The sequence below is a fragment of the Rhodobacteraceae bacterium LMO-JJ12 genome (assembly GCA_021555075.1).
Lineage (GTDB): Bacteria > Pseudomonadota > Alphaproteobacteria > Rhodobacterales > Rhodobacteraceae > JAKGBX01.
Genome location: JAKGBX010000003.1, coordinates 457,401 through 472,366, shown reverse-complemented (window position 1 = coordinate 472,366; position 14,966 = coordinate 457,401). Strand labels below are relative to the sequence as shown.

At 59.7% G+C, this 14,966-nt stretch carries 16 protein-coding genes; 5 read left to right on the top strand and 11 right to left on the bottom strand.

Going from position 1 to position 14,966, the window contains the following annotated elements; all coding sequences use genetic code 11:
* The first annotated feature begins 418 nt into the window (after nucleotides 1-418).
* A complete protein-coding gene (locus LZG00_18495) occupies nucleotides 419-2,593 on the top strand; it encodes an RNA degradosome polyphosphate kinase (protein MCF3595978.1) in 2,175 nt (724 codons plus the stop codon).
* Between the two features lie 212 nt (nucleotides 2,594-2,805).
* On the opposite strand, the gene LZG00_18490 is transcribed toward LZG00_18495, so the two are convergent.
* From LZG00_18490 to LZG00_18475, 4 genes are all read right to left on the bottom strand, one after another.
* Complete coding sequence (locus tag LZG00_18490) at nucleotides 2,806-4,914, bottom strand: molybdopterin-binding protein (GenBank protein MCF3595977.1); 2,109 nt, start codon at nucleotides 4,912-4,914, stop codon at nucleotides 2,806-2,808.
* Between the two features lies 1 nt (nucleotide 4,915).
* Nucleotides 4,916-5,404, bottom strand: coding sequence for a molybdopterin-guanine dinucleotide biosynthesis protein B (mobB, locus tag LZG00_18485; GenBank protein MCF3595976.1), 489 nt, complete (start codon nucleotides 5,402-5,404; stop codon nucleotides 4,916-4,918).
* Entirely contained in the window at nucleotides 5,401-6,006 is a 606-nt protein-coding gene (gene mobA, locus LZG00_18480; protein MCF3595975.1) for a molybdenum cofactor guanylyltransferase MobA, read from the bottom strand. The genes mobB and mobA overlap by 4 nt, the downstream gene beginning before the upstream one ends.
* Nucleotides 6,007-6,091: 85 nt before the next feature.
* Entirely contained in the window at nucleotides 6,092-6,979 is an 888-nt protein-coding gene (locus LZG00_18475) for a formate dehydrogenase accessory sulfurtransferase FdhD (protein MCF3595974.1), read from the bottom strand.
* Nucleotides 6,980-7,036: 57 nt separating this feature from the next.
* On the opposite strand from LZG00_18475, the gene LZG00_18470 reads away from it, so the two are divergent.
* Nucleotides 7,037-7,753 carry an AzlC family ABC transporter permease gene (locus tag LZG00_18470; GenBank protein ID MCF3595973.1) on the top strand — a complete coding sequence of 239 codons (717 nt, stop codon included), beginning with the start codon at nucleotides 7,037-7,039 and terminating at the stop codon, nucleotides 7,751-7,753.
* A complete protein-coding gene (locus LZG00_18465) occupies nucleotides 7,750-8,076 on the top strand; it encodes an AzlD domain-containing protein (GenBank protein ID MCF3595972.1) in 327 nt (108 codons plus the stop codon). The genes LZG00_18470 and LZG00_18465 overlap by 4 nt, the downstream gene beginning before the upstream one ends.
* An 11-nt stretch (nucleotides 8,077-8,087) precedes the next feature.
* Here LZG00_18465 and LZG00_18460 read toward each other — a convergent pair whose 3' ends face one another.
* The 4 genes from LZG00_18460 to LZG00_18445 form a co-directional block, all read right to left on the bottom strand.
* On the bottom strand, nucleotides 8,088-8,717 hold the full coding sequence (locus LZG00_18460; protein MCF3595971.1) for a hypothetical protein: 630 nt from the start codon (nucleotides 8,715-8,717) through the stop codon (nucleotides 8,088-8,090).
* 46 nt (nucleotides 8,718-8,763) lie between these two features.
* The gene (locus LZG00_18455; protein ID MCF3595970.1) at nucleotides 8,764-8,898 is read right to left on the bottom strand and encodes an aa3-type cytochrome c oxidase subunit IV; all 135 of its coding nucleotides are present in this window, start codon (nucleotides 8,896-8,898) and stop codon (nucleotides 8,764-8,766) included.
* 114 nt (nucleotides 8,899-9,012) lie between these two features.
* A complete protein-coding gene (locus LZG00_18450) occupies nucleotides 9,013-9,468 on the bottom strand; it encodes a DUF6173 family protein (protein MCF3595969.1) in 456 nt (151 codons plus the stop codon).
* A gap of 30 nt (nucleotides 9,469-9,498) precedes the next feature.
* Entirely contained in the window at nucleotides 9,499-9,960 is a 462-nt protein-coding gene (locus tag LZG00_18445; protein ID MCF3595968.1) for an Lrp/AsnC family transcriptional regulator, read from the bottom strand.
* A 102-nt stretch (nucleotides 9,961-10,062) separates the two neighbouring features.
* On the opposite strand from LZG00_18445, the gene LZG00_18440 reads away from it, so the two are divergent.
* The gene (locus LZG00_18440; GenBank protein ID MCF3595967.1) at nucleotides 10,063-10,317 is read left to right on the top strand and encodes a DUF6356 family protein; all 255 of its coding nucleotides are present in this window, start codon (nucleotides 10,063-10,065) and stop codon (nucleotides 10,315-10,317) included.
* Nucleotides 10,318-10,344: 27 nt separating this feature from the next.
* Here LZG00_18440 and LZG00_18435 read toward each other — a convergent pair whose 3' ends face one another.
* On the bottom strand, nucleotides 10,345-11,385 hold the full coding sequence (locus LZG00_18435) for an MBL fold metallo-hydrolase (GenBank protein MCF3595966.1): 1,041 nt from the start codon (nucleotides 11,383-11,385) through the stop codon (nucleotides 10,345-10,347).
* Nucleotides 11,385-13,103 carry an acyl-CoA dehydrogenase gene (locus LZG00_18430; GenBank protein MCF3595965.1) on the bottom strand — a complete coding sequence of 573 codons (1,719 nt, stop codon included), beginning with the start codon at nucleotides 13,101-13,103 and terminating at the stop codon, nucleotides 11,385-11,387. Before LZG00_18430 ends, LZG00_18435 begins: the two co-directional genes overlap by 1 nt.
* Before the next feature lie 129 nt (nucleotides 13,104-13,232).
* Here LZG00_18430 and LZG00_18425 point away from each other — a divergent pair, with 129 nt between their 5' ends.
* On the top strand, nucleotides 13,233-14,171 hold the full coding sequence (locus LZG00_18425) for a threonylcarbamoyl-AMP synthase (GenBank protein ID MCF3595964.1): 939 nt from the start codon (nucleotides 13,233-13,235) through the stop codon (nucleotides 14,169-14,171).
* A 170-nt stretch (nucleotides 14,172-14,341) separates the two neighbouring features.
* Here the strand turns inward: LZG00_18425 and LZG00_18420 are convergent, their stop codons facing one another.
* A complete protein-coding gene (locus LZG00_18420; protein ID MCF3595963.1) occupies nucleotides 14,342-14,923 on the bottom strand; it encodes a YqgE/AlgH family protein in 582 nt (193 codons plus the stop codon).
* Nucleotides 14,924-14,966 lie beyond the last annotated feature (43 nt).

Sequence of the window (14,966 nt, the reverse complement as noted above, 5' to 3'; positions counted from 1 at the left end):
GCCGAAAGCCGGATAGAATCCAAAACCTCATGAGCAGACTTGCCACCCAAACCAATCGGAACGGTTAAGACAGGGCATCTCTTTGCTTAGAATTTTAGCAATTTCGCCAAACGCGGCTTTGCACCGCGTGAAGATGTTCTGGGCTTTGGTGCTGGCCGCTCGCCGGAACGTCCGGCGCAAATTGCGCGTAAACGCGAGCAATTTTATAAAGTTGTCACATTGCCATGCCAAAATAGAAAAATGCCGCGTGAAGACGCGACCCGCTCCCCCGAACCCGACGCAGGAAGCCCCCTCCATGCCCCCGCTCCTCCTCACTGCACTTCCCGCGCCACGCCGCCCGCTGGACATCTCCCCGCATCAGGCGCAATATCTTCTTTCGCATTCCACCATCCCCATTAGACCGCCCCATAAGGCTCCCATGACAAACGCAAATTTTCTCGAAACGCCGTTTCCTGATCCGGTCGATCTGCCCGAATTCGACCCCACCAGCCCGGCCCGCTTCTACAATCGCGAACTCAGTTGGCTGGGCTTCAACTGGCGCGTTCTGGAAGAGGCCGAAAATCCCCGCGTGCCGCTGCTCGAACGGCTGCGGTTTCTCTCGATCTCGGCCACCAATCTCGATGAATTCTATACCGTGCGCGTTGCCGGGCTACGCGAATTGGCCCGCGAAGGCGTCACCACCCCTGCCGCCGACGGTCTAAGCCCGGCCGAACAGCTGGTGCTGATTCATGCCGAAGCGCGCCGCCTAATGGCCCATCAACAGGCCGCCTTCGACACCCTCATCTCGCAAATGCAGGACGCCGGAATCTCGCTTTGCACGCGCGACTCCCTGACCGAAGTCGACCGCAGCCATCTGCGCGACACCTTCCTGACCCAGGTCTTTCCCGTACTTTCGCCGCTGGCAATCGACCCGGCGCATCCCTTCCCGTTCATCCCCAACACCGGCTTCTCGCTGGCGCTGCAACTCGAACGCAAGGCCGACAAGCGCAAGCTTCAGGCGCTGCTGCCGATCCCGCACCAGATCGACCGCTTCGTGCCCCTGCCCGCACCCGAAGGCACGCATCGTTTCTTGCCACTCGAAGACCTGCTGCTCGAACATATCCACTCGCTTTTTCCGGGCTATGCACTCAAAGGGCATTGCTCGTTCCGGGTGCTGCGCGATAGCGATCTCGAGGTCGAGGACGAGGCCGAAGACCTTGTGCGCGAGTTTGAAACCGCCCTCAAACGCCGTCGTCGCGGCGAGGTGGTGCGCATGAAGCTTTCGGCGGCCCCCCCCAAGGCCCTGCTCGAAATGATCAAACGCGAACTGCACGTTACCGATGACGAAATTGTCGAAGTCGACGGCCTCATCGGCATGTCCAATCTCAATGAAATGGTTGTTGATGACCGGCCCGATCTGCTTTGGCCGCTGTTCAGCCCGCGCATCCCCGAACGGGTACAGGACTTTGACGGCGACATGTTCGCCGCAATCAAGCAGAAAGACATGCTGCTGCACCATCCTTATGAGACCTTCGATATGGTGGTGCGCTTCCTCAATCAGGCCGCCAATGACCCCAACGTCGTGGCGATCAAACAGACCCTCTATCGCACCTCACGCGACAGCCCGATTGTCTCGGCCCTCTGCGAAGCCGCTGAGGATGGCAAATCCGTCACCGCCCTCGTTGAACTCAAGGCCCGCTTTGACGAAGCCGCCAACATCCGCCAGTCCCGCCGCCTCGAACGCGCCGGCGCACATGTCGTCTATGGCTTCCTCAATCTCAAGACCCATGCCAAAATCTCGACCGTGGTGCGTCGCGAGGATGATCGCCTCGTCACCTATACCCATTTTGGCACCGGCAATTACCACCCGATCACGGCGCGGGTTTATACTGACCTCTCGCTCTTCACCTGCGACGCCGATCTCGGGCGCGACGCCACCAAGGTATTCAATTACCTCTCCGGCTATGCCCACCCCGAGGCGCTCGATAACCTCGCCATCTCACCGCTGACGCTCAAGCCCAAGCTGCTTGGAATGATCGCCGACGAAATCAACCATGCCAAAGCCGGTCGCCCGGCCGAAATCTGGGCCAAGATGAACGCGCTGATCGACAGTGAAGTGATCGACGCGCTCTATACGGCCTCGCAGGCAGGGGTGAAAATCTCGCTGGTAATTCGTGGCATCTGTGGCTTACGCCCCGGCATCAAGGGGCTTAGCGAAAACATCCGCGTTAAATCCATCGTCGGGCGTTTCTTGGAACATTCCCGCATCGTCTGCTTTGGCGCAGGCAAAGGCCTGCCGCACAAAAAGGCGCGTGTTTTTATCTCGTCGGCCGATTGGATGGGGCGCAACCTCAACCGCCGCGTCGAAACCCTGATCGAGATCCTGAACGCGACCGTCAAAGCCCAGATCACCGATCAGATCATGGCCGCCAACATGGCCGATCAGGCGCAAAGCTGGGTCATGTCCCCCGATGGCAGCTTTCAGCGCGCCACGGTCCCCGAGGGCGAGTTCTCCTTCAACTGCCACCGCTTTTTCATGGAAAACCCTTCGCTCTCGGGCCGCGGCAAGGCGGGCGCCTCGGACGTGCCGCAACTCACCCACGACGAAGACTGAGGCGCCCGACCCACATATCACGAGCGTCGTCAGTTCTCGCGCGGTTGCGGTCAGTCAGCCTCCCGAGGAGGCGTTGAGCAGGAACGTCACCTGATGAAAGAGCGTTTCGAGATAAACCTGAATTACAGTTTTGGTTTGAGACACCCACAACATTGATGTGTTGCGCTGCGTTTCCACTCAACCCTGTCTCAGGGTTAAGTAGAGTCGCGCCGCTAAACGCCGAACCCTTCCCACGGAATGTAGGTCACGGAGTCGCCCGGTGATATCTCAAGCTCCCCGTCGGGAAGTTCGACCAGACCATCTGCCCAGCTCAGCCCGCTGATTCGCCCCGAACCTTCGGATTTGAAAACCTCTGCCTGGCCGTCGATCAGGCGGGCGCGCAGATATTCACGCCGCCCTGGCTTCTTGCGTTTGGCAAAAGCCGCGGGGACGGTAAACCGACGTGGCTCGCGCCAGCCACGCCCGGCAAGAAGGCCCAGCGCAGGCAGACCAAATACACAGGTCGTGACCATGGCTGCCACCGGATTGCCCGGCAGGCAAAACACCGGCACGCCCTGCCAGAGCCCCAAGCCAAGCGGCCTGCCCGGTTTGATCGCAATGCGCCACATCGCCATTGCACCGGCCTCGTTGAGCAGGGCTGAGACATGGTCTTCATCACCTGCCGAGGCCCCGCCCGAGGTCAGAATCGCGTCTGCACCCGCAGCCGCCGCACTCAGCCGCGCGCGCATCGCAGCACGTTCATCTGCGACCCGGCCCATATCAACCGGCACATGGCCTGCGCGCTTTAGCAATGCCAATAGCATCGGGCGGTTGGCATCAAAAATCTGCCCTGCGCTCACCGTCTCACCCGGTTCGGCCAACTCGTCGCCGGTCGAAATGACCGCGACCCTCAATGGTTTGCGCACAGACAGCATGCTTTCGCCCACAGCCGCGACCAGGGCCAGATCGGAGGCCGTGATGACCCGCCCGACCGGCAGTATCGTTTGCCCTTCCTGCACATCCTCGCCCGCGTGCCTTGTATTTGCGCCAGGTTTGATGCCTGCGCGAAAGGCGATTTCGCCCGCTCCGAGACGAACATCTTCTTGCAGCACCACCGTATCGACGCCGTCAGGCAAGGCCGCCCCGGTCAGAATACGGATCGCATGGCCGGGCGGCACGGCGCCTTCAAAGCGCAAACCCGCCGCCGCACGCCCCGCGACAAGCGGCAGCAGCGGCGCCCCGGACGACAGACTGGCGTGGGCGAAGCCATAGCCATCGACCGCGGAATTGGGCAACGGTGGATTGGCGCGTTTGGCTACCACAGGTGCCGCCAGGGTGCGCCCCAACGCGTCAGCCAACGGGGTAATTTCGGTTTCGGTCACAGGCCCTAGCCGATCCCGAAGGAGCGCCAGCGCCTCATCGACCGGCGCCCAATCGACACCGGCAGGCAAGGAAAAGCAATCATCGCGCAATCGCGGCGGTGACAGTTGCGAGATCCTGCGGGCGGCGGCGTTCAGGGCGTCTTCATTGCCAAGTCCGAAGATCCAACCTTCCTGGCTGGCCTCGGCAGGAAAATCGTCCAGCATTTGGCCAAGTTGAGCCGGATCAAGCGCGGCGATTGTTCCGGCCAGAACCCGCACTTGTGCAGCATCGCGTGTCTCAGCTTCGCGCTGCGCCGCCTTGACGGCCTGTGCGATCAGCGAAGGCCAGACCTCGACCAGGGCCAGTGGCACTTCGTTCAACGACTCAAAGGGCCAGGCGGCGCCCCCAAACCGCGCCCGCAAGCGGTTCAGCACCGGCAGTCCCATCATCACCTGACCGCCCACCGATCCGGCACCGGCCATTTGCCAGCAGGAAAACGCCCCTTTTGCACGGTGTTCTGCCTCGCGCCATTCCGGCAGCGCATCGCAATCTCTTTCCCGACCTGTGCGCGGCAGATTCGCGATATCACGCTTTAGCCCATTGCCCCAAAACGGGCCAATACCGTCAAACAACTGATTTATCCGCCCTGCGACATCGAATCTGTTGTTGGCGTCGGGCGCATCCTCGATCTGATCAACGAACCATTGCCAGAGCATCAGGGGGTCGTCGGCGCCCACAAGCGCGCGCGCCAAACCGCGCGGATAACCGAAAGGGAAATCGAACCCGGCAAGAACGCGGCGGCCCGTGGCGATCTCGTCGTCAATGCGTTTAGTGAGCCATGTTTCGGCATCCTGCCGATTGCGATGATAGAGCGGCGCTTCACCGGCCACACAGGTCCAGATTGCATCAGCTTTGGGTGTCGCGCCGCGATCATTGCCGCCCGACCAATCAACCATAATGAACGTATCGAATGCCGCCATTTCACGCCACCGTAGACAAGATGAAATCAGCAATCGCCCCGGTATCGTCCAAGTCAAAGACCGGACGATCAAGCGTCAGGGTCACATCGCTAGCAACCGCACGCACGCTGCTATCCCCCGGCGCGATCAGCGGTTGGCCGGTCTCGGCCCGATGCGCCTCGATCTTGGCATGGTCCTCGCGTTTATAGCCCTCGACCAGCACGAGATCGCAGGGATCGAGCTTTTCTATCAACGCGGCGAGCGGCGGTTCGGGCGCTTCGCCCAGCTCGCTCATCAATGCCCAACGGCACGACGAGGCGAGCAACACCTGCGCGGCACCAGCTGCACGGTGGCGCGCACTATCGGTGCCTTGGTGGTCGACGTCAAAGGTATGATGAGCGTGTTTGATCGTCGCAATCCGCAACCCCCGCGCGGTGAATTCGCGCACCAGACGCTCCATCAGTCCAGTCTTGCCCGAGTTCTTCCAACCAACCACGCCATAGAGTTTCACCGTGCCGCCTCCTTAAACCGTTCGGCGGCGACAAGATCGTCCGGCGTGTTGATGTTGAAGAAAGGATCAGGATTTGTGCCGGGGAAATGCGCCTTGGTCGCGCCATGCGCGTCGGTCCACATCACCACTTTGCGTAAACCATCCTGCAATGCCGCACGCAGGTCATCGCGCAGGTCGACAGGCCAGAGGCCAAACGTGGGGTGGCGGCCTTCATCGCTGGCGGCCAATGCAAGCGGGTTCGTCATTCCATCAGCGGCCAAGATCAGGCGCGGCACAAGATCACAGGGAAAGAACGGCGTATCCGCCGCAACGGTGACGATGGTTTCGGCCCCTTTCTCGGCCGCCCATTCCATCCCGGCCAGAACACCGGCCAACGGGCCGGGAAATCCGCCGATCGTGTCCGGCAGCACTGGCAGCGCGAACTCGGCAAAGCGCGCTCCGTCGCCATTGGCATTTAGCGCCAATTGCGCGACCTGCGGCATCAACCTGTCGATCACATGACTCAGAAGCGTTCCCTGCCCCAAAGGCAGCAGGGCCTTGTCACCGCCGCCCATCCGACTCGCAAGTCCCCCGGCAAGGATAACCCCCAAAGGCTGTTTCATGCACTCCCTCCTGTGCGCGCCCGATCAGGAAACCCCGGACTTTCGCGGCGATTTTCCTTGAAGGGAACCGACTCTTTCTGCTGCGTCATTCTCTTTGTGCCCCCTTGCGCCGGTGTTTGCTGTCTTCTTCCGACACGTTTGCCAGATCGGCGTCGCGCACCAGTCGCTCGTCGCCACTCAGGCAAACAAACCGTTGCCCTTTGAGGCGTCCGATCAAAGTCAGACCGACCTGCTGGGCGATCTCGACGCCCCAGGCGGTAAACCCTGAGCGCGATGCAAGTGCCGGAATTCCCATGAGCGCGGTCTTGATCACCATCTCCGACGTCAGCCTGCCGGTGGTATATAGAAGCTTGTCACCCGCCGCCTCGCCTTCGGAAAATAGCCAACCGGCAATCTTGTCTACTGCATTGTGGCGACCCACGTCCTCCATATAGACCAACGGACGCGCGCCCCTGCAGAGCACCGTGCCGTGGATGGCCCCCGCTTCGAGATAGAGTGACGGCGTGCGGTTGATACGGTTGGAAAGCGCATAGAGATCAGAAGTTTTCAGCTGGGTTTGCGGCAACACCACCTGGTCGAGTCCCTCCATCATATCGCCGAACACGGTGCCCACCGCACATCCCGAGGTACGCGTCTTGCGCTGTAATTTATCCTCGTAGAACGTCTCGGTTGCGGTGCGCACCACAATGGTTTCCAACTCACCATCGTAATCGACAGATGTGACCACCTCGTGTGCGCCCAGCATGCCCTGATTGCGCAAGAACCCCAGCGCCAAGTATTCTGGATAGTCGCCGATGGTCATCGCCGTGACGATTTCCTGCCGGTTGAGAAAGATCGTCAACGGGCGTTCTTCGATCACCCTAGTCTCGATCGGGTTGCCAAGATGGTCGATACCCGCCACGGTTCGGGTCAGTCGTTGGTTTTCGGGATCGGGGGCGATCAGATAGTCGCCAGAATCGTTGAGCTTTGCCAATTGCAACTTCCAGTTCTGAGCTTTAGGCCGGAGTTTCATTCAATCTAAGGCCAAGACATGTCCTCCACCACACCAAAATCCGCCTTTTGGCGCGGCTTTCGCGATGGCGCGCCATTCGTGATGGTGATCATTCCCTTTGCCGCGCTGTTCGGTGTCGTGGCAACAGAAGCCGGACTCAACATTCTGGAAACATTCCTGTTTTCCGTGGTGGTGATCGCCGGTGCAGCCCAATTCACTGCCTTGCAACTGATGCAGGAGCACGCTCCGACCCTGATCGTGATCGTCTCGGCACTGACGGTAAATCTGCGCATGGCAATGTATTCTGCCTCGCTTACCCCACATCTCGGCGCGGCACCGCTTTGGAAGCGGGCCTGTGTCGCTTATATGATCGTCGATCAGAGTTACGCCTGCGCCATCTCGGCCTATGAGCGCAATCCGGGTTGGGGTTTGCCACAGAAACTTGGCTATTTCTTTGGCGCTTGCACGCCAGTGATCCCGATGTGGTTCATCGCGTCGTTGGGCGGGGCCTGGGTCGGACAGTCTATCCCGCCAGAATTCGCGCTGGACTTTGCGGTACCGATCACTTTCCTTGCTCTGCTTACGCCGATGCTGCGCACTCTGGCGCATTTGGCGGCGGCGCTGGTGGCGGTTGTGCTGGCCCTTAGTTTCACATGGATGCCCTACAACCTCGGACTGATTGCAGCCGCCATGGGTGGAATGCTCGCCGGGGCCCAGAGCGAACTCTGGCTTGAAAAACGAAAGAATGCGGGATGATCGACCTCTCGAACCTCTGGATCGTAATCATTTCGCTGGGCATCGGCAGCTTTGGCCTGCGCTTCCTGTTTTTGGGGCTGATCGGCAATCGTGTTCTGCCGCCGTTCGTGTTGCGCCACCTGCGCTATACCGCCGTTGCGGTGCTGCCGGCACTTGTGACGCCGCTGGTGCTGTGGCCGCAAGCCACCGGCGGGGAGCCTGACCCGGCGCGTATGGCGGCGGCGCTGGCCACTCTGGCGGTCGGCGTTCTTACACGCAGCGTGATCGGCGCCATCCTGACCGGGGGCGTGGTGCTCTATGGGATGCTTTATCTGTTGGGATAGATGCCCCGTCCTTATAGCGTTTTCTTCTGGCTCTGCACGAAACGTTCGGGATCCCAATTGTCCAGAACTTTGGAATTATCATCGCTGTCATACTCATGCAGCGTCCGTTCACGCACACTTGGAAGCTGGCGGAACTGTTCGGCGAGTTTCACCGGATACATGCCCTGCCGAATCGTTTCGAACCCCGGCAGTTTGCGCAAAATTCCAGAGGTCGAATGTGCACAAAACGCATTCGGCACTGCCCCATTTTCCTGCGCCAGTTTCAGCGCCAGTTCGGCGACTTGCGGGGTGACATCGATTTCCTGAACCACAACGTGCCAGGTTTCGCGCGCATGGTAGCGCGTATAGACATCAGCCACCTGCGGCGTGATGCCGAACAGAACATCGTTGCGCTCAGGAATTCTTTCATGATGAAAGCTGCCCGAAGGGTCAAAAATCACCCGCTGCGACCCATTGATCATCAGCGAAGTATGACCTCCCGAGCCTGTATCATTGCTTATCATCGTGAACAATGTCAGCCGCGGTGGGCCGGGATGGCGGTACTGAACCGCGCGCACCGCTTCTTCTGGTGCCCAGACCGGATCAGCAGCGCAGCCCGCAAGACTCAATACCGCAAGAATAGCGAGGAATGCCCTACGCATAGCGTCTCCCAGGGTGATTTGCGCCGCCGGAAAGCGGTCGATCCTATCAGGCGCCGACAGCTGCCATAAACAGCAGTGTCACGATGATCGCAACCACCGACCAGGTCAGGAATTTTATAAACCCCTCAAAGGTTTTTTCCTGATCGTGGATATCCATTTCGCCATGTTTGAAATCGGCCATATTTGCGCTCCCAAGTCTCTTGTTAGGATAATTCATTAATGCATTTCAACGGGGCTGTCACCCTGCCCCGGCAAAGAGATGAGGCAAGCGTGCGCGCCTTGTGTCAAACGCGTCTCAACTCTCTTTTTCAAGGTCCAGGGCCAAACGAAACCCGATGCGTCTAGGCGCTTCGGCAGGTATTTCTTTTGGCAAGGCGCGCAGAATCACCGAGAGCTGGCTGACGTGCTCGATTAGCTGTGTCTTGATGCCGTTGTCATCCGAGCCGTAGAAAGTAACGATATCCGGATCAAAGAACCCCATACCTTCGATTCGGATCACCCCGGCATTTCCCCCGGCAAATCCCATCGCCACTTCGTGCTCGTTATCAAGCTGTTCCTCGAAGTTTTGGATGTAGAGGATCAGCCGTTCATAGGCCCATTCGGCTGGGCTTTTCTGATCCACCGACTTTTGCCTCACCTTTTCGGGAACATCAGTGCACGGCGTTACACTGGGATCGGCGTGCACTTCATGGCGGCGCGGAATGGCTGTGGCCTCATGCGCCTCTGCTGCAGTTTCAATCTTGTCGTCCATACGCGCACTCCTTGGTTCACGAACGCCAAATCACAAGGGAAGCGCCGTGGTTTCCTTGATCTCCTCCATAACGAAACTGGCCGAAATATCCGAGAGCGGAATCTGTGCGATCACACGTTTGTAAAACGCGTCGTACGCCGGCACATCAGCAACACGCACGCGCAGGAGGTAATCAAGTTCGCCGGTCATGCGGTAGGCTCCAATCACTTCGGGCATGGCACGCACGATTTTCTGAAATGTCTCCATCCAGCCCGCATCATGCGCTGAAGTGCGCACCAGAATGATCACTTCAAGCGGGCATCCAACCTTGCCCGGATCGGCAAGAACCACACGGCCCCGGATCACTCCTGCCCGCTCCATTTCACGGATACGCCGCCAACAGGCGTTTCGAGACAGCCCGACACGGTCGGAAATCTCGTCGATGCTCAGGCTGGCGTCGCGTTGCAGTTGGCCAAGGATGCGGCGGTCTGTTTCATCCAATTCTTTACCCATTTGTGAGACAGTATCCCAAAAAATTAGAAATTAGCAGGTCTATTTGAGACAAAGTATGGCCATCTCGCCGCTATTCTGTCCGCAGCGCAACAGGAGAACAAGATGATCGAAACACCCGATAGCACAACCGCCCCGGCGCGCAGCACCTTGGTCCATCTGTTTCTCGATCATCCGGCCTCGGTTGGGGAAAGCTATTTCGAGCACATGCGCTTTGCGCTTGGGTTTGCTTTCTGGTTGGGGCTTGGCGCACTGGCGGCGCTGCTCCACGCGATATTCCCCTTTGCCTGTGAAACCACAGGCAGCCGGATCATCCGCAAACTACATGGCAGGATCGGAAACCGCGGCGAAACGCAATAAGCGACGCGCCCAGGCTACGCTACTTCGCTACTTCGACGCGCGCCATAGCCAGGCACCATCGTCGCGCCACTGTCTCGTGGCGCGACCGGTCTGGTGCAAGTGGTTCAAATGGGCAATCGTCTCAACCAGCGCCAAGCCGAAAATCCCTTCATCCACCCTGCGCTTGAAAAGCGGCGCAAAACAGTCGGCGGCGACGCGCTCTCTGTCGAGATGTGCCACCAGACGTTCCAAAGCCGAATGGTGATTGTCGGCTAGTTGGTACATGCGGTGTGGCAAGCCGGTGAAGGGCAGTTTGTGGCCAGAAAACACGAGATGATCAGGCCGCGCCAACTTGCCCAACCGTTCGCAGCTTTCCAACCAATCCGCCAGAGGGTCGGCCTCGGGCTCGTTCGGGAAAACACCGATATTGGGGCTGATCGAACTGATGATCTGATCGCCTGCTATAACCAGATGATCGTCTTGACTCCAAAGCGTCAGATGTTCGGGCGCATGGCCGTTGCCAATGTGGATGTCCCAGTTGCGACCGGCCGCATTCAGCATATCGCCCTGTTGCAGCCGCGTATAGCCGACGGGGATCGGGGCGCAGATATCGGCAAAATTAAACGGCCGCTCGCTCATGCGTTTTTGAAGATGATCCGCATCCATGCCAGCCGCGCGCCAGAAGATTTCCGACTGACGGGTCGGGCGCTCCTCAAGATCGAGGATAAGCATCCGTGCCATCAAATAGGCGGTGCGCGTCATCAAAAGCTCTGCACCGCGCTCAATCAGCCATCCTGCCATGCCGATGTGATCGGGATGGTGGTGGGTCAGCAAAACGCGGCCAACCGGTTTGCCCTTCAGTGGCCCGACAAGCAGTTTTTCCCAAATCGCGACTGAGCGGTCGCTGTAGACTCCGGTGTCCACGATGGTCCAACTGTCGCCATCATCCAGCGCATAGATGTTCACGTGATCCAACGCCATCGGCAACGGCAGGCGGATCCAGAGCACACCTTCCGCGACGCGGATCGCCTCCCCCTCAGCCGGAAGGGTTTCCCAAGGGTAGGTCAACGGGCTGGGCTGAGCATCCATCATTGTGCAAGATCTTCCTGAGACAGGGCATAGAGATCATTGGCGCCAGCCATTGCATGGGCAAGGTTCGCCGCATGATCCGGCAAGAGCCGTGTAATATAGGACCGCGCCAATCGGGTGCGTCGTCCGTCTCCCTCCTCGGCACATGCGGCCTTGAGATGGTAATGCGCGCCCAGAACACGCCCATACGCCATCAGGAACGGCACCGACCCAGCGAAACGTTCGTTCATGTCCTTTTGCGCCACCATCCATTCGGTGGCTTCACGTAGCGTTTCCGTGGCGTTCCACACCGCTTCGGCCATACGCGGGTGTTGGCTGCGCACCGATTCGGCATGGGTTTCAACCTCGTCCAGAAGCGCAGCAGCTGCCTCGCCGCCATCCATCAGCTTGCGGCCAACAAGATCCATCGATTGAATGCCATTGGTCCCCTCATAGATCGCCGTCACCCGCACATCGCGGGCATATTGCGCCGCGCCGGTTTCCTCAATGAAGCCCATGCCGCCATGCACCTGCACCCCCATCTCGGCCACGCGGATGCCGGTTTCTGTGCCAAAGGCCTTGGCAATCGGCGTGAGAAACGCCGCCCGCGCCAACCAATCCTTTTCGCCGGTGACATTGCTCATATCAATGGCCACTGCGCAGGAAAGCGCGATGGCGCGCGCGGCGAAAACCTCGGCCTTCATGGTAATCAGCATGCGGCGAACGTCTGCGTGATCAATGATCGTGCCACTACCCCCGTCTACCGGGGTGCGGCCCTGTTTGCGCTCCTGAGCATAGGCCAATGCGTGTTGATAGGAACCTTCAGCCACGCCGACGCCCTGAACGCCAACACCCAGGCGTGCATTGTTCATCATCGTGAACATAGCGGCCATACCGCCATGCTCGGGGCCAACCAGCCAACCGGTGGCACCGTCAAATTCCATCACTGCCGTGGGGCTGCCATGCAGGCCCAGCTTGTGCTCCAGGCTGACCACTCGCAGGCTGTTGGCTTTGCCGGGATTGCCGTTCTCGTCCGGAATGAACTTGGGCACCAGAAAGAGACTGATCCCCTTGGTGCCTGGCACCCCGTCGGGAAGCCGGGCCAAGACCAGATGACAGATGTTTTCGGAAAAATCGTTATCGCCCCAAGAAATGAAGATTTTCTGGCCTGAAACGGCGAAAGATCCGTCACCATTGGGGACCGCCTTGGAGCGCAACGCGCCTACGTCCGATCCAGCCTGCGGCTCGGTCAGGTTCATCGTGCCACACCATTCGCCGGTCATCAGCTTGGGCAAGTATAACGCCTTGAGTTGATCAGACGCATGATGCTCCAGCGCCTCAATCTGGCCCTGGGTCATCAGCGGGTTGAGTTGCAGCGACAGGCACGCGCCGCTCATCATGTCGTTGACGGCGGTGGTGATCGTCATCGGCAGACCCATTCCGCCTTGCTCGGGCGAGCCTGAGATCGAGACCCAACCGCCTTCTTTGATCGCGCGATAGCCATCGGCAAATCCGGGGCTGGTGCGCACCACACCGTTTTCAAGGCGGGCCGGATGCAGATCGCCAATGCGTTGCAGCGGGGCCAGTACCTCATCACAGAGCCGCCCGGCTTCGCCCAGAATCGCCTGCACCATGTCGGAGCCGGCTTCTGCAAATCGTTCGGTCTTTGAAACTTGGGAAAAGCCGACCACATTGTCCAGAAGGTAGGTGACATCTGAGACGGGCGCACGATAGGGCATGGGATTCTCCGAAAGACGGGACGTTTGGCTTTGAAACAACACGCTCTTATGCAGCTTCACGTCTCATCTTAATGCAACAACACCGATCCAGCCTATGAAAACGCCGCGTCACGCGCTATGGCCCACGCCATGTTGACCAAACGCCTCTCTCCGACAGCCGAGGGCATTTCCGCCGCCGCCGCAGGCTTGCGCGCGGGCTGCCTTGTGGCGTTCCCGACCGAAACGGTCTATGGCCTTGGCGCCGATGCCTGTGATGACCGCGCGGTGGCGCGGATTTTCGAAGCCAAGGGGCGTCCCCGGTTCAACCCGCTTATCGTTCACGTTGCCAATATCGACGCAGCGCGCTGCCTGGTGAAATGGAACGACGCAGCCGAGACGCTGGCGTCACAATTCTGGCCCGGTCCGTTGACACTGGTGCTGCCGATCAGAGACGATACCGGAGTGTCGCCACTTGTCAGCGCAGGCCAGCCCAGCCTCGCGTTGCGGGTACCGGCGCATCCGCTGGCCCATGCCCTTCTGGCGGCATTTGACGGACCGGTCGCCGCCCCCTCTGCCAACCCTTCGGGCCGGATAAGTCCGACCACGGCCGACCATGTACAGGCCGGTCTTGCGGGGCGGATTGAGACCATCCTTGATGGTGGCCCCTGTGGCGTAGGGGTGGAAAGCACGATTTTGGGGCTAACCGGCCTGCCGACGCTGCTGCGTCCTGGCGGGCTGGCCCAGGAAGAAATCGAAGCCGCACTCGGCGTTTCGCTGGTTGCACATTCGGGCGGCATAACATCGCCGGGACAGCTTGCTTCGCATTATGCACCGGGTGCAACGGTGCGTCTGAACGCGACGGCAAAGCATTCAGGAGAAAAACTTCTCGGCTTCGGCCAGGCGCAGGACGCCGACCTCAACCTCTCGCCTTCAGGCGATCTTGTGGAAGCGGCGGCCAATCTTTTTAGCATGCTGCATACAATTGATGACGGCCAGACGCCAATCGCGGTTTCTGCGGTGCCCGAGTCCGGGCTTGGGAGAGCCATCAACGACCGTTTGCGCCGTGCCGCCGCGCCGCGCGAAGGATAGTCGCCTTGTCGGGCAAGGCGTTGCGCCGCGCGCCTCTGGGGTGGCCTCGTTCCGCTCGGCCAGAGCGTCTGATCGTCGAATCCGGCTTTCAGATGCCGCGCCATGACGAAACGGTGTGCAATGAGTATTTCAGGAAAGATGAAACAGAGCCGCACGCGCCACTTGCCGCGTCAGGCGTGACCAGCGGCAGCCGAAAGGCTTATCGGATCGACACCGAGAGTTTTCAGCGCGGCGCCCCATTTGGCCGCATCCGCCTCATCAAAGACGAGTGACAGGCTTGCATCGCAAGTGAGCCAGCCGTTGGATAGTATCTCGTTTTCGAGTTGTCCCGGCCCCCAGCCGGCATAGCCCAGTGCCATGATCGCGCGCTCTGGACCGGTACCAGCGGCCAGTTCTTCCAGCACATCCAGCGTGGCGGTCATGCCGAAATCATCGCCTACGAAAAGAGTTGATATTTCTGAGGTGTAATCACCCGAGTGCAGCACAAACCCACGCCCTGGCTCAACCGGCCCTCCAAAATGCACGCCGCGATCGCGCGCGCAGGCGCCATCGCCGATCTCAAGTTGCGCCACCAGATCCTTGAGCCTCAGATCTCCGGTCGGTTTGTTCACGATCAACCCCATCGCGCCTTCGGGGGAATGCGCGCACATGAAGATCACGCTTTTGTCAAAACGGGGGTCGCCCATGCCGGGCATGGCGATCAAAATCTGACCTGTGAGGTCAATATCGGCAGGGTCAAATGCACGTGTCATTGGCCAAACATGCGCGCAGATCGGAGCAGATTCAAGCGGCTGT